Origin of the sequence: Neisseria sp. 23W00296 (assembly GCF_044772855.1) — a bacterium.
Taxonomy (GTDB): domain Bacteria; phylum Pseudomonadota; class Gammaproteobacteria; order Burkholderiales; family Neisseriaceae; genus Neisseria.
This window is the reverse complement of sequence record NZ_CP173024.1, coordinates 1406579-1427067: the sequence shown is the minus strand read 5'-3', so window position 1 is coordinate 1427067 and position 20489 is coordinate 1406579. Positions and strand designations below refer to the sequence as shown.

Below are 20489 nucleotides of genomic sequence, written 5' to 3'. Positions count from 1 at the left end.
TATGCGCGGGGCGGGGGAAAGGCAAATCATGCGTTTGGCGGTAAAAGGGAGGCCGTCTGAAAGTGTTTTCAGACGGCCTTATGCTGTTTTTGCGTTTTTATTTCTGCGTTTCTTTCAGCTCGCGGCGCAGGATTTTGCCGACGTTGGATTTGGGCAGCTCGTCGCGGAATTCGATGTCTTTGGGCACTTTGTAGCCGGTTAGCTCGGTGCGGCAGAAGGCGGTGAGTTCTTCTTTGGTGAGGCTGGGGTCTTTTTTTACGACGAACACTTTGAGGGCTTCGCCGGTTTTGTCGTTGGGCACGCCGATGCAGGCGACTTCCATCACTTTGTCGTGGTGGGCGATGACTTCTTCGATTTCGTTGGGGTAAACGTTGAAGCCGGAGACGACGATGAGGTCTTTTTTGCGGTCGACCAGTTTGAACCAGCCTTTTTCGTCCATTACGGCGATGTCGCCGGTTTCGAGAAAGCCGCGCTCATCAATGGCTTTGGCGGTTTCTTCGGGGCGGTTCCAATAGCCCTGCATCACCTGCGGGCCGCGTATCCACATTTCGCCCGGCTGTCCCACGCCGACTTCTTTGCCCTCGGCATCGCGCAATTCGATTTCGGTGGAGGGGACGGGCAGGCCGATGCCGCCGCTGTATGCTTCGATATTTAGGGGGTTGCAGCACACGCCGGGGCTGGCTTCGGTGAGGCCGTAGGCTTCGACGATGGGCGTGCCGGTGATTTTTTTCCATTTTTCGGCCACAGCTTTTTGCGTGGCCATGCCGCCGCCGAGGGTGAGGCGCAGGTTGGAAAAATCAACTTCGGCAAATTCGGCCTGGTTGGTAAGGCCGTTAAACAGGGTGTTGACGCCGATAAACACGCTGATGCGTTCTTTTTTCATGTCGCCGATAAAGCGTTTCATGTCGCGCGGGTTGGTAATCAGGATGATACGCGAACCGGCGTTGGTGAAAATCATCAGGTTCACCGTGAGCGCGAAAATATGGTAGAGCGGCAGGGCGGCGATAACGGTTTCTTCGCCTTGGCGCAGTTGGTTTTTAATCCATTCGGCCGCCTGCATCATATTGGCGCAGATGTTGCCGTGGCTTAACACCGCGCCTTTGGCCACGCCGGTGGTGCCGCCGGTGTATTGCAGAAAGGCGGTGTCTTCGCGTTTGATGTCGGTTTTTTGAAACGGCTGCGCCGCGCCCTGTTTTAAGGCCGTCTGAAAGCCGACAGCACCGTCAATGCGGTATTCGGGCACCATTTTTTTAATGTGCCGCAGCACGAAATTAATCAGACGGCCTTTGATGGCGCCGAGCAGGTCGCCGACACTGGCAACGATGACGTGTTTGATTTGGGTTTTCGGCAAAACCGATGCGAGCGTGTCGGCGAAGTTTTCCAACACGACAATCACGCTGGCGCCGCTGTCTTTGAGCTGGTGTTCGAGTTCGCGCGGCGTGTAAAGCGGATTGGTGTTGACCACTACCATGCCGGCCTGCAAGGCGCCGAACAGGGCAATCGGGTATTGCAGCAGGTTGGGCATCATGATGGCGACGCGCTCGCCGCGCGGCAGTTTCAATACGTTTTGCAGATAGGAGGCGAAATCGGTAATCAGCTTGGCGGTTTCGGCGTAGGTGAGCGTTTTGCCCATGTTTTGGAAGGCGGGTCGGTCGGCGAATTTTTCCGCGCTTTGGTTGAAAACGTCGGTAATCGATTGGTAGCGCGTGATGTCGATTTCGGCGTTGACGCCTTTTTCGTAGCTGCTCAGCCAGAGTTTTTCCATATATATGTCTTTCTTGGTTGGAGGCCGTCTGAAAACCCGTTTCAGACGGCCTTTGAATTATCAGGTTATGTCCTAAGACCGTCATTCCCGCCCGCGCGGGAATGATGTTGCTTGGGGAACTTGGTTTTTCAGACGGTCTTTTGCCTTGTAAAAACCGATTGCCGATACGTTTGTATGTTTTCAAATAAGGCCGTCTGAAATGCCTACGCGGCCACAATCACGGGCTTGTCGGTGGACACAATCACGCCGCCGCCGAGGCAGACATCGCCGTCGTAAAGCACGGCGGATTGGCCGGGCGTAACCGCCCATTGCGCCTCCTCGAAAACCAGTTCGGCTGTGTCATCGTCCAAATAGCGCAATTCGCAGGCGGCATCGGCCATGCGGTAACGGGTTTTGCAGGTGTAGCGGCCGGGCGCGGGGCGTTCGGGCAGCGTGAAACTCAAATCGTTCATCACGAGGCTGTTTGTATAAAGCAGCGGATGGTCGTGCCCCTGCACCACGATCAGCTCGTTGCGCGGCAGGTTTTTGCCGACCACAAACCACGGCTCGCCCGCGCCGCCGATGCCCAAGCCTTTGCGCTGGCCGAGGGTGTAAAAGGTCAGCCCCACATGTTCGCCGACGGTTTTGCCCTCGGGCGTAACCATCGCGCCGTTGTGCGTGGGCAGGTATTGTTGCAGAAATTCGCGGAACGGCCGCTCGCCGATAAAGCAGATGCCGGTACTGTCTTTTTTGGCGGCGGTGGGCAGCGCGTATTCGGCGGCGAGGCGGCGCACTTCGGGCTTTTCCAAGCCGCCGAGCGGGAAAACGGCGCGTTCGAGCTGGTGCGGACGCAGGCGGTAGAGAAAATAGCTTTGGTCTTTGTTGGCATCGAGACCTTTGAGCAGATGATGCACGCCGCCGCGCACTTCTTTACGCGCGTAATGGCCGGTGGCAATCACGTCCGCGCCCTGCTCTATCGCGTAATCGAGAAAACATTTGAACTTGATTTCGGCATTACACAATACGTCGGGATTAGGCGTGCGGCCCGCGCCGTATTCCTGCAAAAAGTAGGCGAACACTTTGTCTTTGTATTGCGCGGCGAAATTGACGATGTCGATGTCGATACCGAGTATGTCGGCCACGGCGATGGCGTCGAAAGAATCTTGTTTGATGCTGCAATATTCGTCGTTGTCGTCGTCTTCCCAGTTTTGCATAAACACGCCGCGCACCTGATGCCCCTGCTGTTTGAGCAGGGCGGCGGTTACGGAGGAATCGACGCCGCCGGAGAGGCCGACGACGATGTTTTGGCTGCTGTGCTGTGTCATAAAATCTTGTTTTGCTGAACGTTGGCGCGTAAAGGCGGCGGATTGTACGTTTTCAGACGGCCTTTGTATAGCTTGATTGGAGCACTTGCTCGGGATGCTTGGAGGCCGTCTGAAAGCATGAAAGGCCGTCTGAAAGCGCAGCTTCAACGAAGCGGAAACGGCTTTCAGACGGCCTTCTTTCTTTAATGGACGGCAATGAATGGCGGACGGCATTTTGCCCATGCTGAGCTTTCAGACGGCCTCTTCGTCTTCTCCGCCGTTTTCCCACAAATCGGGCTGGCGGTTTTCCTGTTCGAGATGCGAGAGGCCGAGGCCGATGAGGCGGCAGCCTTCGGGCGGGTCGGGCATGCGTGCGGACAGGGTGTGCGCGGCGGCGAGGAGGGCGGCAGAATCGGGCAGAGCGGCGGAGTAGGTGAGGGAGCGGGTGAGGATGCGGAAGGAGGCGGTTTTCAGTTTGAGGGTGACGCTGCGGGCGCGGCATTTTTTGCGTTCGGCCTGCGCCCACAGTTCTTCTGCCAGCTGCGGCAGGCAGAGCAGGGCGGCGGAAAGCGGCAGGTCTCGGGCAAGGGTGGTTTCGGTGGAGATTTGCAGGCGTTCGCGGTCGGGTTTGACGGGGCGGTTGTCGGTGCCGCGCGCAAGGTCGTAGAGGCGGTAGCCCCATTTGCCGAACAGGTTGGCCAGCTCGCCGCGGCTGAAACGGCGCAGATCGCCTGCGGTGGAGAGGCCGAGGCGGTGCATTTTTTGCAGGGTGACTTTGCCGACGCCGGGGATTTTGCCCAGGGGCAGGGTGGCGAGAAAGGCTTCGCTTTTTTGCGGCGGCAGGGAAAACTGGCCGTCGGGCTTGTTCCAGTCGGAGGCGATTTTGGCGAGGAATTTGTTGGCGGCGATGCCGGCGGAGGCGGTGAGGCCGGTTTCGCTGCGGATATCGGCGCGGATGAGGCGGGCGATGTCACCGGCGTAGGGCAGGTTTTGTTTGTTGCGGGTGACGTCGAGATAGGCTTCGTCGAGGGAGAGGGGTTCGATAAGGTCGGTATGCCGTCTGAAAATGCCGTGTATCTGCTGCGAGACTTGGCGGTAGAGGGGGAAACGCGGCGCAACGAACACGGCCTGCGGGCAGAGGCGGCGGGCGGTGACGGCGGGCATGGCAGAGTGCAGGCCGTATTTGCGCGCTTCGTAGGAGGCGGCGCAGACGACGGAGCGCGCGCCCTCCCAGGCCACGACGACGGGCAGGCCGCGCAGTTCGGGACGCTCGCGCAGCTCTACCGAGGCGTAGAAGGCGTCCATGTCGATGTGGATGATTTTTCGCGGCTGCATGGCGGGGGGGGTGATTGGTCGGGGAAACAGGGAAGGGAGCGTATTTTATGCCCGTATCCGGCCGTCTGAAAGGTGCGCCTGCTGCCGTTTGCGCGGCAAATACCGCGTTCGGACGCGCAAGGTTTGCAAAAGGCATGGTTTGCCGCATAATTCGCGCTTTTTCGCCGCTTCCCGCCCATGAACGCTGTTTCCCACACGGTTTTCCTGCCCGACGAGTCCGCCACCGCCGCTTTGGCGCAGGCGCTGGCCGCCGTATTTTCAGACGGCCTCAGCCCGCCTTTGGTGCTGTGGCTCGAAGGCGGATTGGGTGCGGGCAAAACCTCGTTTGCACGCAGCCTGTTGCGCGCGCTAGGTTTTGCCGGCGCGGTGAAAAGTCCGACCTACGCCATCGCCGAATCCTATCCGCTGCCGCAGTTTCCCCTCCACCATTTCGACCTCTACCGCTTCTCTTCGCCCGAAGAATGGGAAGACGCGGGCTTGGACGATTTGGCATCCGACGGCGCAATCTGCCTCATCGAATGGCCGGATAAGGGCGGCGCATACACGCCGCCGCCCGACATCACCCTCGCACTCGGACACGCCGACGGCGGGCGCAACGCCCGCCTGTATTCCCACACCACCCACGGCAGAAAAAGTTTAGAAGCATGGATAAGAAATTTACCCGCCGCCAAATAATCCGCAGCGCCGCCGCCGGCCTGCTGTTTACCGTCACCCCCGCCGCCTTTGCCAAAGGCGTGCCGCAGTTTGTCGCCGTGCGCATCTGGCCGGCCAGCGCCTACAGCCGCATCACGCTGGAATCCACCGAAAAGCTGCAATACAACTACTTCACCCTCGACAATCCGCGCCGCCTCGTGCTCGATCTCAAAGGCGTGCAGCTCAATTCCGTTTTGCAGGAAATCAACAGCAAAGTCCAGCGCAGCGACCCCTACATCGGCACCATCCGCGTCGGCCAAAACACCGCCGACACCGTGCGCATCGTTATCGACCTGAAAACCGACGTCAACCCGCAGCTCTTCACCCTCGCGCCCGTCGCCAACTTCAAACACCGCCTTGTCGCCGACCTCTACCCCATGCACGCGCAGGACGCCAACGACCCCCTGATGGCGCTGCTCGAAGACTACTCCAACGGCAAAATCAGCAGCAGGGGCACGGGAGCCGACACCCCGCCCGTCAAAAAACCGCCCGAACCGCCCGCCCGCGCCGACAACACCCCGCCGGCCGCGCCCGACCGCAGGCACAGCCGCCAGCCCGTTATCGTGCTCGACCCCGGCCACGGCGGCGAAGACCCGGGCGCCATCGGCAAAAGCGGCCTGCGCGAAAAAGACGTCGTCCTCTCCATCGCCCGCGAAACCAAAAAACGCATGGAAAGCCTCGGCTACAAAGTCCACATGACGCGCAACGAAGACGTCTTCATCCCGCTGGGCGTGCGCGTGGCCAAAGCGCGCAAACTGCGTGCCGACCTCTTCATCTCCATCCACGCCGACGCCTTCACCAGCCCCAGCGCGCGCGGCACCGGCGTGTACACCCTCAGCACCCGCGGCGCCAGCAGCGCGGCCGCCAAATTCCTCGCCCAAACGCAAAACAACGCCGACGCCATCGGCGGCGTGCGCACCGTCGGCAACAAAGACGTCGACAGCGCCATCCTCGACATGACCCAGACCGTTACCAACAAAGACAGCGAAATCCTCGGCAAACGCGTCCTCGTCGAACTGGGCAAATACAACAAGCTGCACAAAGGCAGTCTCGACCAGGCCAACTTCGCCGTTTTGCGCGCGCCCGACATCCCCTCCATCCTCGTCGAAACCGCCTTCCTCTCCAACCCCGAAGAAGAGCGCAAACTCAGCGGCATGACCTTCCGCCACCAATGCGCCGACGCCATCACCGCAGGCGTGAAAGCCTACCTCTCCGTCGCCATCCTCGCCCGCAGATAGGCCGTCTGAAAAAAGGCCGTCTGAAAACAGACAAAAGGCCGTCTGAAAAGCCTGTTCCATAGCGGACACGCCTTTCAGACGGCCTCTGCAAACCGGTACGCGCCAAACACGTCAAAACCGACACCCGTTGGACGAAAACCCGGCAGCCCGCTATCCTGATTGGCTACGACAAATACGGCCGACGCGGCTGCGGGTACCAAGACAGCCTTTTATTTTCAATTTCCATTAAGGAGAACCAATGGGCTCATACATCACTTACCAAGAATCCATTGATTTGAGCGATGCCGAATTCAGCGAACAAGAATTTGCCGAATGGGAAACGCAGCTTGCCGAATGCGCCTATGTGCAGACCGCGCGCAGCCTTGCCAAAATCGGCGCGGATAACCTGAAAAAACTCAACGAGCGGATTTTCGCCAAACACCCCCATATTGCCCTGCGCCTGTATTGGCAAAAAAAGCCCAACCTTACCCTGTTGCGCCATCTGCCCGATTTGCAAAACCTTTGGGTGGAAAACGACAACGAACACCCCGCCACCCACCTTGAAGCACTCGCCCGCCTGCCCAAGCTCAAAAGCCTCGTGCTCACGGCCGACGGCTTGGACAACTTGGATTTCTTGCAGCACGTCAGCCCCGATTTGGAAAAACTCCTGCTGCGGTGCGACTATCACAAAGCCAAATTCAACCTTGCCCCCGTTGCCCGATTGCAAAAACTCAAATTCCTCAGCATCGGCAACTGCGAAAAAGGCCTGCCCGAGCTGATTCCCCGACTGCCCGGGCTGGAAACCCTGCATCTTCGCAGCATTTCCAACAAAATCAGCAATCTGGATTTCCTTGCCCAATCCGAAAAACTGCAAAGCCTCACCCTGCAACTGTGCGGCGTCGGCAATCTTGACGCGCTCGCCCGTCTGCCCCGCCTGCGCTATGTGCAACTGTGGCGCACGCCCAAAATCAGCAGCCTGAGCCCCATCGCCGCGCTGCCGAACCTGCAATACCTGTTTATCGAAACCATGAACGGCATCAGTGCGCTGCCCGATTTTTCCCGCGCCGCCAAACTGCGCCGCATAGACATCGTCGCCTGCAAAAACATCACCGATTTTCGCGGGCTGCAACACGCGCCCGCGCTGCGCCAGCTTCTGATTGAAAACAACAACTTCACCCCGCCCGACATCCAAATCTACACCCCCTCGCTGCAAAACCCCACCCTGCAACGCGCCGATATTTTCTGCGAACAAAAACGCACCCGCGAAGCCTTGGCGGCGCTGACGGCGCAATACGGCAAGGATAAGGGCGGGCGGCTGTATTACTGCGGGGAGTTTGCGTTTGAAGACTGATGCGGCGCGATAAAGGCCGTCTGAAAGCCAATGGCTGCCTTGAACACAACAGGAAAACAAAATGGCTTTATTCGACCCCAACGGACTGTTCAAGCGTGCCGACGGCGTGCTGACCTTAAACGCCGCCCAACTGCCCGCAGCGGTTGAAACCTTTATCCGCTGCCATCCCAAGCAGCAAAAACTCGGTATTGCCGCCGAAGACGGCAAAGCCTACCGCTTAGACCTGTCTTCTCTGGCGCGCTTTGCGCAGATACGCGAATTGGAACTGTGCTGCCGCCTGCACCCGCAAACCGACCTGTCGCCCGTTTACGCGCTGGAAAACCTGCACAGCCTGCGCTGGCTTCCGGACAGGGAAATCGACATCGCACGTTTTCCGCATCTGAAAAACCTGCAAACCGCGCACGCTTTTGCAAGCCTGCACAAACCGCCCAATTACAGCGGCACTTACAGCTTTATCGAACAACTCGGCGGCGCCTGCTGGTACGGCAACTGGACGGACGGCTTAACCGCTCCTGCCGCCTACGCGCTGGATTTTGACAAACCGTGACCGACGACAGCGACCCCAATGGCAACATCCGCATCAGCCGCGACGGCAAACCCTTCTTCCAGGCCGCTGCCGTCCCCGCCTACCACTACGGCTGCAACGGCGCGAACTGGCTGATTCTGTTCTACGAACCCGCAAGCCGCACCGCGCTGATAATGCAGGAATGGACGTGAGCAACGGAAAGGCCGTCTGAAAGCGCAGCTGCAACGAGGTTAAAACAAGCGAAGCCGAAACCTTTTCAGACGGCCTCCCGTGTCAATCTTAAGGCCGTCTGAAAGCGGCGAGCCCGTTTTTTCAGACGGCCTTTTATCCAAGCCAACCAAGGAGACCGAACCATGACCGCGCAAGAACTGCAAGACTTCCTACACCGCTGCATCCCCGCCACCGCCGCGCTGCACATCCGCGTGCTTTCCTGCGGCACAGACGGCGTGGAACTCTTGATGCCGCACGCACCCAACCGCAACCACAAAAACACCGTGTTCGGTGGCAGCAGCGCGCTGGGCGCGACCGTGTGCGGCTGGGCGCTGGTGCACCTGAACTGCCCCGAAGCGGCGGGCAACATCGTGATACAAAGCAGCGAAATCCGTTACACCGCCCCCGCGCACGGCGATTTGCTGCTGTCTGCCAAAAGTCCCGCCGCCGGGTGGACGCGCTGCCGCGAAATGCTGGCGCAGCGCGGCAAGGGCAAAATCGATTTGGCGGTGGAGGGCTTTTCAGACAGCCTCCCCGTGGCACGGCTGACGGGCAGGTATGTTGCGCTGGCAGGGTAGGGCAGGCGCGTTTGTTTTGTTCTTGCAGGCGGCGTTTTCCTGCTGTGCGGCGGGGAAAACGCCGTTTTTTGCCGCCGCAGCCGCTGTTCGGACAGATTGTCGCCAATTTTACTTTCCGTATGGGAAAAACCTTATTTTTGATGCGGTTAAACAGGTGTGTTTGTCATTTTTTCCTTGACCGCTTACATCAGATTACTTAAAGTGCCGCCCCGCAACCGTTAGCACGGTTTGCATAAAAAACAAGCAAAACACAAACCAAAAGCCAATTTATGAACACAAACTCCGAATCCGACATCGGCGGCAAACCCGCCGATGTGTATTTTTTCGGCACCTGCCTGCTCGACATTTTCATGCCCGAAGCGGGTTTGGATGCCGTGACGCTGATCGAGCAGCAGGGCATCCGCGTGCATTTTCCGATGGGACAGAGCTGCTGCGGCCAGCCGGCCTACACTTCCGGCCATCCGCAGGAAGCGTCCGACATCGCCGCCGCCCAGCTTGATCTGTTTCCCGAAAACTGGCCGATTGTCGTGCCCTCGGGCTCGTGCGGCGGCATGATGAAACACCACTGGCCGCAGCTTTTTGCCGGCAGCGCCCATGAGGAAAAAGCCTGCGAGGTGGCGGACAGGGTGGTGGAATTTACGCATTTCCTGCTCGACATCGGCTATGCGCCTGAAGACAAGGGCGACAGCATCAGGGTGGCGGTGCACACTTCCTGCGGCGCGCGGCGCGAAATGGGCGTGCACCTCACGGGCTGGAAGCTGGTGGACAGCCTGAAAAACGTCGAACGCGTGGTGCATGACCACGAAAGCGAATGCTGCGGTTTCGGCGGCACGTTTTCCGTGAAGCAGCCCGACATTTCGGGCGCGATGGTGGCCGACAAAGTGGCTTCGCTCAAAGCCACGGAAGCGGTGGAAATCGTCAGCGCCGACGCCGGCTGCATGATGAACATCGGCGGCAAAATCGCCAAAGACGAGCCGCAGATGCCGCGTCCCAAGCACATCGCCACCTTCCTTCTGGAACGCACGGGAGGCAAGGCATGAGCGCGCGCGAAAACATTTTGGCCAAACTGAAAAAGGCCGACGCCTATCCGATGATGGAGCCGCGCGTCGAAGAGTTTTACCGTGAAATGTCGCCCGTATGGGACAGCGAAACCGAACGCCTGAAACATTGGGCGAAGGCCATGCGGGCGGTGAAAACGGAAATTTATTGGGTGACGCGCGACAACTGGCCGCAGGTCATGCTCGAAGCGGCCGAAGGCAAAGGGCTGAAAAACATCCTGCTGCCGCTGCAAACCGAACACGGCCGCGCTGCCGCCCGGGTTTTTCAGACGGCCTCAAACATAGAAACCAAAGGCTTCGACAAGCCGATAGAAGATTGGAAAGACGAGTATTTTGCGGATATCGACGCGGGCTTCACCTCCGCCCGCTGCGGCATCGCCCACACCGGCACGCTGATGCTGTGGCCGACGCCGCAAGAGCCGCGCAGCCAGAGCCTGGTGCCGCCCGTGCATTTCTGCCTGTTTGACACGGCGAAAATGTACGACACCTTTCACCACGCCATGCACGGCGAAAACATGGCCGCCGGGATGCCCACCAACGTGGTGCTGGTGTCCGGCCCGTCGAAAACCGCCGACATCCAGCTCACGCTGGCCTACGGCGCACACGGCCCGCGCGATTTGGTGGTGCTGGCCGTCCTGCCCGAGCACATCGCCCCCGCCGACTTGGAGGACGCCGCATGAGCACGCAAACTGTACATTTCCACCCGAAACCCGAAACCTTCAAGCAAAACGCCCGCGAGGCGCTGGCCGACAAGCCGCTGCGCAAAAGCCTGCGCACGGCCATGGATATGCTGATGACCCGCCGCAAAAGCGTGTTGTCCGACGAAGAAGAGCTGCAACTCTTGCGTACCCTGTGCGAACACATCCGCCAGCGCTCGCTCGCCCGTCTGCCCGAGCTGCTCGAACAGCTTGAAGCCAACCTGACCCGCTTGGGTGTGAAAGTGCATTGGGCGGAAACCCCGGCCGAAGCCTGTCAAATCATCCACAACATCATTACCGCCAAAAACGGCAAGCTGATGGTGAAAGGCAAATCGATGGTCAGCGAGGAAATCGAGCTGAACCATTATTTGGAAGAGCAGGGCGTGAAGGCCGTGGAAAGCGATTTGGGCGAATTTATTGTGCAGATGGCAGGCGAAAAGCCTACCCACATCGTGATGCCCGCCATCCACAAAACCAAAGAGCAGGTGAGCGAGCTGTTCCACAAAAACCTCGGCACGCCGCTCACCGACGATGTGGACGAGCTCACCGGCATCGCCCGTCAGGCGCTGCGCGACGTCTACCGCACGGCCGACGTCGGCCTCTCCGGTGTGAACTTCGCCGTTGCCGAAACCGGCACGCTCTGTCTGGTGGAAAACGAAGGCAACGGCCGCCTTTCCACCACCGTGCCGCCCGTGCACATCGCCATCACCGGCATTGAAAAAGTCGTGGCCAAACTGTCGGACATCCCGCCGCTGTACAGCCTGCTGCCGCGCAGCGCCATCGGCCAGCCGATAACCACCTATTTCAATATGATTACCGGCCCGCGCCGCGGCGAAGAACTCGACGGCCCGCAGGAAATGCACCTCGTCCTTTTGGACAACGGCCGCAGCCAGGCCTATGCCGAAGAACAGATGCGCCGCACCCTGCAATGCATCCGCTGCGGCGCGTGCATGAACCACTGCCCCGTCTACACCCGCATCGGCGGCGCGGCCTACGGCACGACCTATCCCGGCCCCATCGGCGAAATCGTCTCGCCGCACCTGCTCGGCCTCGATGCCACGCGCGATCTGCCCACCGCCTGCACCATGTGCGGCGCCTGCGACGAAGTCTGCCCCGTGCGCATTCCCATCACCGCGCAGATGCGCCGCCTGCGCGAAGAGGCGCAGCGCCCGCGCGACGAAAAAGTGCCGCACCCGATCCGCGGGCAGGGCGCGTCGCACACCTTGGGCGAAACGCTGGCCTGGCGCACCTACAACGGCATTTTCAGCGGCAAAAAAGCCTACCGCGCCTTCGGTTGGGCGGCCACCACCTTCCGCGCCCTCACGCCGCCCTCGCAGCTGGGCTGGACGGATCACCGCAAGCCGATGAAGCCCGCCGCCAAAACGCTGCACGAGCTGATGAAGGAAAGGGAAAAGCGCAAATAGCGCCGCCTGCCTTTGCGGCCGTCTGAAAACCCGTTTTGCCGCCACAGGCGTAAAACCCCGCTTTCAGACGGCCTGTTTGGAAAACGCCTGCGGGCGGGAGGCAGACAGAAAACTTCCCGCCGCAGCATCAAGGCCGTCTGAAAATGCAGCTTCAACGAAGTGAACATGGGCGGCCTGCCGCGTGTTTTCCTGCCGCGAGACCGTCTGAAAGCAGAGTTGCGGCGCACGTTCAAACCCGCTGCGGCGAAACCGTCGGCCGCCAAACACGGTCGCCGTGTTTTGACTTCGCCGAAGCCCCGCTTTCAGACGGCCTCAAAACAGGCGCAGGGCAGGGCGGGTTTGCCCCCTGATGCAGAAACCATATCGAAGGCCGTCTGAAACACACAGGCGGCCGACTCCGATTTTTCAGACGGCTCTGGGCGTGTTGATATTCAGCCTTGCGGCGGTATTTTTGGTAAAAATCCACGCCTGCTGCGTCAAAAATGCCCGCAAGATGTCCAATCTTGCTGTGCTTTTTTTCTTGCAAACGTGGATTTTTCCTCAAAAAACCGCCTCGCAAGCTGAGTGCCAACACGCCCCAGCGATACCGTGAGGCCGTCTGAAAAAAGCCGTGCGACAGAGCGCCGGCAAAAAAACCGTATGCACGAGCATACCCTTCACAACAACCCGTCCGCAAAGGATTGAAAAATGGCTTTATTTTTAAGCATTTTCCCCATCGTGCTGCTTATCTGGCTGATGGTGAAGAAAAACAGCGTTCCTTCGTATATCGCCCTGCCGGCCACTGCGCTGCTGATTTACGTTTTGCAAATCAGTTATTTCGACAACCCGTTCGTCCTGCTCAACGCCAACGTGGCCGCCGGCCTTGTCGCTACGCTGACGCCGATTACCGTGATTTTCGGCGCGATTATGTTCAACCGCATGATGGAAACCACCGGCTGCATCGACGTCATCCGCAAATGGCTGGCCACCATCAGCCCCAACCCCGTCGCCCAGCTGATGATTATCGGCTGGTCGTTTGCCTTTATGATTGAAGGCGCATCGGGCTTCGGCACGCCCGCCGCCATCGCCGCCCCGATTCTGATGAGCCTCGGCTTCAATCCGCTGCGCGTCGCCATCTTCACGCTGGTGATGAACTCCGTGCCCGTGTCCTTCGGCGCGGTCGGCACGCCCACATGGTTCGGCTTCGGCCAGCTCGACCTGCCGCATGAAGACATCCTCGCCATCGGCCGCCAAACCGGCATCATCCACTTCGTTGCCGGTTTCATCATCCCGCTGATCGGCCTCAGCTTTATCGTGTCATGGCAGGAAATCCGCAAAAACCTCGGCTTCATCTACATCGCCATCCTTTCCTGCACCATCCCCTACGTCATTTTGGCGCAGGTGAACGAAGAGTTTCCCTCGCTTGTCGCCGGCGCCATCGGCCTCTTGGTTTCCGTGTTCGCCGCCAACCACGGCTGGGGCTTGAGCAAAGAACACGCCAAAGACCCGAACGCGGAAAAAGTGTCCGCAGGCCAGGTCGCCAAAGCCCTTGCCCCGCTGGGCATGCTGATCGGCATGCTCGTCGTCACCCGCATCAAACAAATCGGCCTCAAAGGCCTGATGACTAGCACCGAACCCTGGTTTTCCTTCTCCCTGCCCTTCGGCCTGTCCGACATTACCGTCACCCAATCGCTGACCTTTGTCTTCGGCAACATCTTCGGCACGGGCGTAACGGAAAAATACCAAACCCTCTACGTGCCCGCGTGGATACCCTTCGTCATTACCGTTTGGATCTGCATCCTGCTCTACAAAACCAAATTCAAAGACGCCTGGAGCTTCTACGTCGCCACCTTCAACCAAACCAAAAAACCCCTGCTCGCCCTGATGGGCGCCCTCATCATGGTCAAACTCATGATGGTGGGCGGCGACAACTCCATGGTGAAAACCATCGGCAAAGAATTCGCCGACATGGCCGGGCAGCACTGGGTTTATTTCTCCTCCTACCTCGGTGCCATCGGAGCCTTCTTCTCGGGCTCGAACACCGTGTCCAACCTCACCTTCGGCGCCATCCAGCAGCAGATTGCCGTCGATACCGGCCTCTCCGTCACCCTCATCCTCGCCCTGCAATCCGTCGGCGGCGCAATGGGCAATATGGTCTGCATCAACAACATCATCGCCGTCTGCTCCGTGTTGAACGTCAACAACGCCGAAGGCGCGATCATCAAAAAAACCGTCGTGCCCATGTTCATCTACGGCATCATCGCCGCCGTGATGGCCGTGATTGTTATGCCGCTGCTGCCTCTGTAAGAACCTGTGAGCCGCGCAAGAGGCCGTCTGAAACCCCGCCAAGGCGTTTCAGACGGCCTCTTTATTGCCGCAGCCGAGCGGCAAAACCCGCACCCGTGCAAACGGTTTGCAGTATAATCGCGCCCGTTTGCCCGCAGAAAGCGCAAAGGGTAGAGGCCGTCTGAAAATCCTTTCGACGGTTGCGCAGATAAAACAAAAGGGAAAACCGTGAACACGTGCCACACCGCACTCTTGGCCGCCGCATTGTCGGCGGCTGCCTGCGCCGCGCCGCCCGCCGCCGAACCGGCCACCGCGCAGCAAATGGCCGACTTAATCAGCCAAGCCCGTACCCTCGGCAGAACCTGCGGCAAAACCTACCACCCCGCCGCGCCGCCGCTGAAATGGAATCCCTTGCTTGAGAAAGCCGCCGCCGCCCACGCGCAGGACATGGCCGACAAAAACTACTTCCGCCACGAAAGCCCCGACGGCCGCGACATGGCCGGGCGCGTCGAACAAGCAGGCTACCGCTACCGCGCCGTCGGCGAAAACATCCTCGCCGGCGAACCCACCGCCCGCGCCGCCTCGACACCTGGCTGGCCGCCCCCGGCCACTGCAAAAACATCATGGACACCGCCTACACCGAAGTCGGCATGGCCTACGCCGCCAACCGGCATTCCAAATACGGTGTCTATTGGGTGCAGAACTTCGGGTCGTTGGCGGGGAAGTGAAAAGCGGCGGGATGGAGTTGAGGTTTTCAGACGGCCTTTGGCCGACAAACCGGATTCCCGAATCCGCACCAACATTAAGGAGGGCACCATGACACGAGTCAGTTTGTCATTCGCCGCCGACGGCCAAAGCGTCAGACTGCCCGAGCAGGCGCAGTTTGGCAGCCATGTGAAAACCGTGAGCGTGCGCGTGGTCGGCAACGAGCGCATCATCAGCCCTGCCGCGCAAACATGGGACAGCTTCTTTAACGCCGCCGGCGTCAGCGAAGATTTTATGGCGGAGCGGGAAACCGCCGTCCAGCCCGAGCGGGAGCAGTAGGGTAGGTTGGGTTGCAAACCCAGCATGGAGCAGATGATTTAACGGTTTTTTGTTGGGTCGCGCCCCAACCTACGCTTGCTAAATTATAATTTTGGAGAATATCTGTATGTTATTTATGGAGAATACCCCTAAAAGTGCTGGAGTCATTTTATGGGGAGATACAATTACCTTGCAATCAATACATGAATTAAGTCATAAACTATGGCAAAGTTCTGTTATTGCTGACGAGGATCTTCGAGAATGTTTAATGTCTTTCTCATATGATGTTCGAAAATGTTATGAAAATAAAAGAGAAAGTAATAAGTTAATAGACTTTCATAACCAACATATTCCTATTTATGGAGTGCATATTAATTGGATTGATTTATTGTTAGATATTTCATTTATGAGATTCTGTATGGCCTATGTAGATACTTCTAAAAAAGAGCAATCATACATGTATCTTCTAGAGTATTATTTAGAATCTTGTTTGCATAAAGTATTTCCCAAAACTTCTGTTGATATTTTAGCTAGTATGCAAAGCTTGCCCTATTTAAATTCCTCCATAATTCCAGAAATACTCCCTAGTAGAGTTAATTATTTTTTAAAATTAAACAATAAAACTAAGCGCACTTCCGCATTATTACGAACGATTCAATCATTCTCCCCTTATTTTTCCGATAGAACAGTTAATTTTGAAGAGTATGAACCCAGCGTATTTGAATTAGATCTAGAAACTATTCATTGGTAACTACTACATTAATTTTTTATTTCTTCAAGATAAACTCGAAACGAAAGACCCACCCATGCCCAAACGTACCGACCTAAAATCCATCCTTATCATCGGCGCCGGCCCTATCGTTATCGGTCAGGCCTGCGAATTTGACTATTCGGGCGCACAGGCCTGCAAAGCTTTGCGTGAAGAAGGCTATAAAGTCATTCTGGTGAATTCCAACCCCGCCACGATTATGACCGACCCTGAAATGGCGGATGTTACCTACATCGAGCCGATTATGTGGCAGACGGTGGAGAAGATTATCGCCAAGGAGCGGCCCGATGCGATTCTGCCCACGATGGGCGGCCAGACCGCGCTGAACTGTGCGCTGGATTTGGCGCGCAACGGCGTGCTGGCGAAATACAATGTCGAGCTGATCGGCGCGACGGAAGACGCGATCGACAAGGCGGAAGACCGCGGCCGCTTTAAGGAAGCGATGGAAAAAATCGGCCTCTCCTGCCCGAAATCTTTTGTCTGCCACACGATGAACGAAGCCTTGGCGGCGCAGGAACAGGTCGGCTTTCCGACGCTGATTCGCCCGTCTTTCACGATGGGCGGTTCGGGCGGCGGCATTGCCTACAATAAAGACGAGTTTTTGGCGATTTGCGAACGCGGTTTCGATGCGTCGCCCACGCATGAGCTGCTGATTGAGCAGTCCGTTCTCGGCTGGAAAGAGTACGAGATGGAAGTCGTGCGCGATAAGGCCGACAACTGCATCATTATTTGCTCGATTGAAAACTTCGACCCGATGGGTGTGCATACGGGCGACTCGATTACGGTTGCGCCTGCACAAACATTGACTGACAAGGAATACCAAATCATGCGCAACGCAAGCTTGGCGGTATTGCGCGAAATCGGCGTGGACACGGGCGGCTCGAACGTGCAGTTTGCAGTAAACCCTGAAAACGGCGAGATGATTGTGATTGAGATGAACCCGCGCGTGAGCCGTTCGTCCGCGCTGGCTTCCAAAGCAACGGGCTTCCCGATTGCGAAGGTGGCGGCGAAGCTGGCGGTCGGCTTTACGCTGGACGAGTTGCGCAACGACATCACCGGCGGCCGCACGCCCGCGTCGTTCGAGCCTTCCATCGACTATGTCGTGACCAAAATCCCGCGTTTTGCGTTTGAAAAATTCCCCGCCGCAGACGACCGCCTGACCACACAGATGAAATCGGTGGGCGAAGTGATGGCGATGGGCCGCACCATTCAGGAAAGTTTCCAAAAAGCCCTGCGCGGCTTGGAAACGGGCTTGTGCGGCTTCAATCCGCGCAGCGAAGACAAAGCGGAAATCCGCCGCGAACTGGCAAACCCGGGCCCTGAGCGCATGCTGTTTGTGGCAGACGCGTTCCGCGCGGGCTTCACGCTGGAAGAAATCCACGAAATCTGCGCCATCGACCCTTGGTTCTTGGCACAAATCGAAGACTTGGTGAAAGAAGAGCAACGAGTAAGTGCAGGCTGCCTGCAAGATTTGGATTTCGCCGCCTTACGTCGTCTGAAACGCAAAGGCTTCTCCGACAAACGCATCGCGCAGCTTTTAGGCGTAAAAGAAAAAGAAGTGCGCGAACACCGCTACGCGCTGAAGCTGCATCCCGTCTATAAACGCGTCGATACCTGCGCCGCCGAGTTCGCCACCGAAACCGCCTACCTCTATTCCACTTACGAAGAGGAATGCGAAGCGCGTCCTTCCGACCGTAAAAAAGTGATGATTCTCGGCGGCGGCCCGAACCGTATCGGTCAAGGCATCGAGTTTGACTACTGCTGCGTTCACGCCGCGCTCGCCCTGCGCGAATCGGGCTTTGAAACCATCATGGTCAACTGCAACCCAGAAACCGTGTCCACCGACTTCGACACCAGCGACCGCCTGTATTTCGAACCGCTGACGCTGGAAGACGTGTTGGAAATCGTCCGCACCGAAAACCCGTGGGGCGTGATTGTGCATTACGGCGGCCAAACCCCGCTCAAACTCGCCAACGCATTGGTTGAAAACGGCGTGAGCATCATCGGCACGTCCGCCGACAGCATCGACGCCGCCGAAGACCGCGAACGTTTCCAAAAAGTGTTGAACGACTTAGGCCTGCGCCAACCGCCCAACCGCATCGCCCACAACGAAGAAGAAGCGCTCGTCAAAGCCGAAGAAATCGGCTATCCGCTGGTCGTGCGCCCGTCTTACGTCCTCGGCGGCCGCGCCATGCAGGTCGTCCATTCCGCCGAAGAGTTGCAAAAATACATGCGCGAAGCCGTGCAGGTATCCGAAGACAGCCCCGTGTTGCTCGATTTCTTCCTGAACAACGCGATTGAAGTGGATGTGGACTGCGTTTCAGACGGCAAAGACGTGGTTATCGGCGGCATCATGCAGCACGTCGAACAGGCAGGCATCCACTCCGGCGACTCCGGCTGCTCGCTGCCGCCCTACTCGCTCAGCGAAGAAATCCAAGACGAAATCCGCCGCCAAACCAAAGCCATGGCCTACGCGCTGGGCGTGGTCGGTCTGATGAACGTACAGTTTGCCGTGCAAGACGGCGTGGTGTTCGTATTGGAAGTGAACCCGCGCGCCAGCCGTACCGTTCCCTTCGTCTCCAAAGCCACCGGCGTGCCGCTCGCCAAAGTCGGCGCGCGCTGCATGGCGGGCATTTCCCTGCAAGAGCAAGGCGTGGAAAAAGAAGTCGTCCCCGATTTCTATGCCGTTAAAGAAGCCGTGTTCCCCTTCATCAAATTCCCCGGCGTGGACACCATTCTCGGCCCCGAAATGCGCTCCACCGGCGAAGTGATGGGCGTGGGCGCAAGCTTCGGCGAAGCCTACTACAAAGCCCAACTCGGCGCAGGCGAACGCCTGAACCCGACCGGCAAAATCTTCCTCGCCGTACGCGACGAAGACAAACCGCTTATCGTCAAAACCGCGCAAAACTTCCAAGCACTCGGCTACGGCGTCTGCGCCACACGCGGCACCGCCGAATACCTGAAAGAGCACGGCATCATCGTGCAGGCGGTAAACAAAGTGCAGGAAGGCCGCCCGCACATCGTGGACGCGATTAAAAACGGCGAAATCGCGCTGGTGGTGAACACCGTCAGCAGCTCGGCGCAATCCATCACCGACAGCCACAGCATCCGCCGCACCTCCCTCACCCAACGTGTGCCGCAATACACCACCATCGCCGGCGGCGAAGCCATGAGCGAAGGCGCAAAAAGCCGCGACCACCTAGGCGTGTACAGCGTGCAGGAGTTGCATCGGCGGCTGAAGAAATAGGCAGCCTGAAAAGGCTTAAAAGGCCGTCTGAAATCTGTTTTATTGATTTCAGACGGCCTTAATCACAGGTCGGAAAAATCTCATCCGCAGGAGCGTTTTATGAACACCGACACCCTTTACCACCAATACCGCAACTACTTCCAAGCCGCCGGCTCGGGCTGGCAGCTGGGCGAAGACGGCCGCCGTCTGCGCTCGGGCGCTCGGCAGCGGCATTTGGCGCTGGAAATGTGCGTTGACGGCTTCGGCCTGCGGGCTGATGCGGTAGCGGGCGAACAGGTCGGCTACGGCGTAGGCTTTTTGGCGGCTGTTGGCGGCGGCGCGCGCTTTGGCGGCGGGGTCGTCCATGCGGATGGTGTCGGGGTCGGTATGGGTTTCGCTCTGCCAGCGCAGGCCGCCGCCGATTGTCCAGCCGCGCGGGTTTTCAGGCTGCGTGGTGTAGGAGGTGTAGAGTTTGAAGCTGCGCTCGGGGATGCTGTCGCTGTTGAGCCGTTTGCCTTGCCGGTCGCGGGTGCGGCTTTGGCTGTAGCCTGCCTGTAATTGCCAGCTTTCCGTGAGGCGGCCGCTGATTTCGGCTTCCCAGCCGTGGTGGGCGGCTTGATCGGCGGCTTGGTAGTAGGTGTCGCCGTTGGCGTCGCGGCCTGCGGCTACGGCCAGGTGGTTTTTGCGGGCGCGGTAGAGGGCGGCGGAGGCATTCAGACGGCCTTGCAGCCAGCTGGCTTTGATGCCGGCTTCGAGATGGCTGCCGGTAAGGGGTTTGAGGTAGCCGCCGTCTCGGTCTTTCTGGGTTTGCGGCACGAACAGGCTACTGTAGGAGGCGTAGGCGCTGAAGTTGGGATGGAAGTCGTAAACGATGCCGGTGTAGGGGGTGAGACGGCCGCCGGATACGTGTTCGATGCTTTGGCTGCGGGTGTTGTAGCTGCCTGCACGGTAGCGGCTGTAGCGCGCGCCGGCGATAAGCGAGAGTTTGTCTGTTGCTCTGATACGGGTGGCGAGGTAGCCGCCGCTTTGGCGTTTGTCGCTTTCGCCGTGTATCTGCTGCATATAGGA

17 protein-coding genes and 1 pseudogene are annotated in these 20489 nt (G+C 58.5%); 14 read left to right on the top strand and 4 right to left on the bottom strand.

The genetic code is table 11. The features are described from left to right. Nucleotides 1-97 precede the first annotated feature (97 nt). The 3 genes from ACG2K1_RS07050 to dinB all read right to left on the bottom strand — a co-directional run bounded on the left by ACG2K1_RS07050 (nucleotide 98) and on the right by dinB (nucleotide 4383). Nucleotides 98-1765: an AMP-binding protein gene (locus tag ACG2K1_RS07050; RefSeq protein WP_395428591.1), complete on the bottom strand. Its 1668-nt coding sequence runs from the start codon at nucleotides 1763-1765 to the stop codon at nucleotides 98-100. A 203-nt stretch (nucleotides 1766-1968) separates the two neighbouring features. Then, entirely contained in the window at nucleotides 1969-3069 is a 1101-nt protein-coding gene (gene mnmA / locus ACG2K1_RS07045; RefSeq protein WP_009425251.1) for a tRNA 2-thiouridine(34) synthase MnmA, read from the bottom strand. Between the two features lie 231 nt (nucleotides 3070-3300). Continuing rightward, entirely contained in the window at nucleotides 3301-4383 is a 1083-nt protein-coding gene (gene dinB / locus ACG2K1_RS07040) for a DNA polymerase IV (protein WP_009425250.1), read from the bottom strand. 177 nt (nucleotides 4384-4560) lie between these two features. On the opposite strand from dinB, the gene tsaE reads away from it, so the two are divergent. The 14 genes and pseudogenes from tsaE (at nucleotide 4561) to carB (ending at nucleotide 19442) form a co-directional block, all read left to right on the top strand. Beyond that, a complete protein-coding gene (gene tsaE, locus ACG2K1_RS07035) occupies nucleotides 4561-5058 on the top strand; it encodes a tRNA (adenosine(37)-N6)-threonylcarbamoyltransferase complex ATPase subunit type 1 TsaE (protein WP_009425248.1) in 498 nt (165 codons plus the stop codon). Then, on the top strand, nucleotides 5028-6314 hold the full coding sequence (locus tag ACG2K1_RS07030; protein ID WP_094031188.1) for an N-acetylmuramoyl-L-alanine amidase: 1287 nt from the start codon (nucleotides 5028-5030) through the stop codon (nucleotides 6312-6314). The genes tsaE and ACG2K1_RS07030 overlap by 31 nt, the downstream gene beginning before the upstream one ends. Before the next feature lie 238 nt (nucleotides 6315-6552). Further along, nucleotides 6553-7644 (top strand): leucine-rich repeat domain-containing protein, encoded by a 1092-nt coding sequence (locus tag ACG2K1_RS07025; protein WP_036495520.1) that lies wholly within the window; start codon nucleotides 6553-6555, stop codon nucleotides 7642-7644. A 61-nt stretch (nucleotides 7645-7705) separates the two neighbouring features. Continuing rightward, the gene (locus ACG2K1_RS07020) at nucleotides 7706-8191 is read left to right on the top strand and encodes a hypothetical protein (RefSeq protein ID WP_395428590.1); all 486 of its coding nucleotides are present in this window, start codon (nucleotides 7706-7708) and stop codon (nucleotides 8189-8191) included. Continuing rightward, nucleotides 8188-8361, top strand: a complete 174-nt coding sequence (locus ACG2K1_RS07015) for a hypothetical protein (RefSeq protein ID WP_009425244.1) — start codon at nucleotides 8188-8190, stop codon at nucleotides 8359-8361. Before ACG2K1_RS07020 ends, ACG2K1_RS07015 begins: the two co-directional genes overlap by 4 nt. Before the next feature lie 162 nt (nucleotides 8362-8523). Further along, nucleotides 8524-8958, top strand: coding sequence for a YiiD C-terminal domain-containing protein (locus tag ACG2K1_RS07010; RefSeq protein WP_009425243.1), 435 nt, complete (start codon nucleotides 8524-8526; stop codon nucleotides 8956-8958). 269 nt (nucleotides 8959-9227) lie between these two features. Beyond that, on the top strand, nucleotides 9228-9998 hold the full coding sequence (locus ACG2K1_RS07005; RefSeq protein ID WP_009425241.1) for a (Fe-S)-binding protein: 771 nt from the start codon (nucleotides 9228-9230) through the stop codon (nucleotides 9996-9998). Next, on the top strand, nucleotides 9995-10696 hold the full coding sequence (locus ACG2K1_RS07000) for a lactate utilization protein C (RefSeq protein ID WP_009425240.1): 702 nt from the start codon (nucleotides 9995-9997) through the stop codon (nucleotides 10694-10696). The genes ACG2K1_RS07005 and ACG2K1_RS07000 overlap by 4 nt, the downstream gene beginning before the upstream one ends. Continuing rightward, entirely contained in the window at nucleotides 10693-12138 is a 1446-nt protein-coding gene (locus ACG2K1_RS06995) for a LutB/LldF family L-lactate oxidation iron-sulfur protein (RefSeq protein WP_009425239.1), read from the top strand. The genes ACG2K1_RS07000 and ACG2K1_RS06995 overlap by 4 nt, the downstream gene beginning before the upstream one ends. Nucleotides 12139-12825: 687 nt before the next feature. After that, on the top strand, nucleotides 12826-14424 hold the full coding sequence (locus tag ACG2K1_RS06990) for an L-lactate permease (RefSeq protein WP_395428589.1): 1599 nt from the start codon (nucleotides 12826-12828) through the stop codon (nucleotides 14422-14424). Between the two features lie 300 nt (nucleotides 14425-14724). Next, nucleotides 14725-15131 (top strand): annotated as a pseudogene (locus ACG2K1_RS06985) (CAP domain-containing protein). Nucleotides 15132-15219: 88 nt separating this feature from the next. Further along, complete coding sequence (vapB, locus tag ACG2K1_RS06980; protein ID WP_395428588.1) at nucleotides 15220-15447, top strand: type II toxin-antitoxin system VapB family antitoxin; 228 nt, start codon at nucleotides 15220-15222, stop codon at nucleotides 15445-15447. Between the two features lie 106 nt (nucleotides 15448-15553). Beyond that, nucleotides 15554-16177 (top strand): DUF6904 family protein, encoded by a 624-nt coding sequence (locus ACG2K1_RS06975; protein WP_395428587.1) that lies wholly within the window; start codon nucleotides 15554-15556, stop codon nucleotides 16175-16177. A 55-nt stretch (nucleotides 16178-16232) separates the two neighbouring features. Next, the gene (carB, locus tag ACG2K1_RS06970; protein WP_395428586.1) at nucleotides 16233-19442 is read left to right on the top strand and encodes a carbamoyl-phosphate synthase large subunit; all 3210 of its coding nucleotides are present in this window, start codon (nucleotides 16233-16235) and stop codon (nucleotides 19440-19442) included. A gap of 48 nt (nucleotides 19443-19490) precedes the next feature. On the opposite strand, the gene ACG2K1_RS06965 is transcribed toward carB, so the two are convergent. Further along, nucleotides 19491-20483: a TonB-dependent siderophore receptor gene (locus ACG2K1_RS06965; RefSeq protein ID WP_395428585.1), complete on the bottom strand. Its 993-nt coding sequence runs from the start codon at nucleotides 20481-20483 to the stop codon at nucleotides 19491-19493. Nucleotides 20484-20489 lie beyond the last annotated feature (6 nt).

What these genes read in the sequence shown, in the direction of transcription:
- ACG2K1_RS07050 (WP_395428591.1), bottom strand. Translation starts at nt 1,765, where the DNA reads ATGGAAAAACTCTGGCTGAGCAGCTACGAAAAAGGCGTCAACGCCGAA.
- mnmA (WP_009425251.1), bottom strand. Translation starts at nt 3,069, where the DNA reads ATGACACAGCACAGCAGCCAAAACATCGTCGTCGGCCTCTCCGGCGGC.
- dinB (WP_009425250.1), bottom strand. Translation starts at nt 4,383, where the DNA reads ATGCAGCCGCGAAAAATCATCCACATCGACATGGACGCCTTCTACGCC.
- tsaE (WP_009425248.1), top strand. Translation starts at nt 4,561, where the DNA reads ATGAACGCTGTTTCCCACACGGTTTTCCTGCCCGACGAGTCCGCCACC.
- ACG2K1_RS07030 (WP_094031188.1), top strand. Translation starts at nt 5,028, where the DNA reads ATGGATAAGAAATTTACCCGCCGCCAAATAATCCGCAGCGCCGCCGCC.
- ACG2K1_RS07025 (WP_036495520.1), top strand. Translation starts at nt 6,553, where the DNA reads ATGGGCTCATACATCACTTACCAAGAATCCATTGATTTGAGCGATGCC.
- ACG2K1_RS07020 (WP_395428590.1), top strand. Translation starts at nt 7,706, where the DNA reads ATGGCTTTATTCGACCCCAACGGACTGTTCAAGCGTGCCGACGGCGTG.
- ACG2K1_RS07010 (WP_009425243.1), top strand. Translation starts at nt 8,524, where the DNA reads ATGACCGCGCAAGAACTGCAAGACTTCCTACACCGCTGCATCCCCGCC.
- ACG2K1_RS07005 (WP_009425241.1), top strand. Translation starts at nt 9,228, where the DNA reads ATGAACACAAACTCCGAATCCGACATCGGCGGCAAACCCGCCGATGTG.
- ACG2K1_RS07000 (WP_009425240.1), top strand. Translation starts at nt 9,995, where the DNA reads ATGAGCGCGCGCGAAAACATTTTGGCCAAACTGAAAAAGGCCGACGCC.
- ACG2K1_RS06995 (WP_009425239.1), top strand. Translation starts at nt 10,693, where the DNA reads ATGAGCACGCAAACTGTACATTTCCACCCGAAACCCGAAACCTTCAAG.
- ACG2K1_RS06990 (WP_395428589.1), top strand. Translation starts at nt 12,826, where the DNA reads ATGGCTTTATTTTTAAGCATTTTCCCCATCGTGCTGCTTATCTGGCTG.
- vapB (WP_395428588.1), top strand. Translation starts at nt 15,220, where the DNA reads ATGACACGAGTCAGTTTGTCATTCGCCGCCGACGGCCAAAGCGTCAGA.
- ACG2K1_RS06975 (WP_395428587.1), top strand. Translation starts at nt 15,554, where the DNA reads ATGTTATTTATGGAGAATACCCCTAAAAGTGCTGGAGTCATTTTATGG.
- carB (WP_395428586.1), top strand. Translation starts at nt 16,233, where the DNA reads ATGCCCAAACGTACCGACCTAAAATCCATCCTTATCATCGGCGCCGGC.
- ACG2K1_RS06965 (WP_395428585.1), bottom strand. Translation starts at nt 20,483, where the DNA reads ATGCAGCAGATACACGGCGAAAGCGACAAACGCCAAAGCGGCGGCTAC.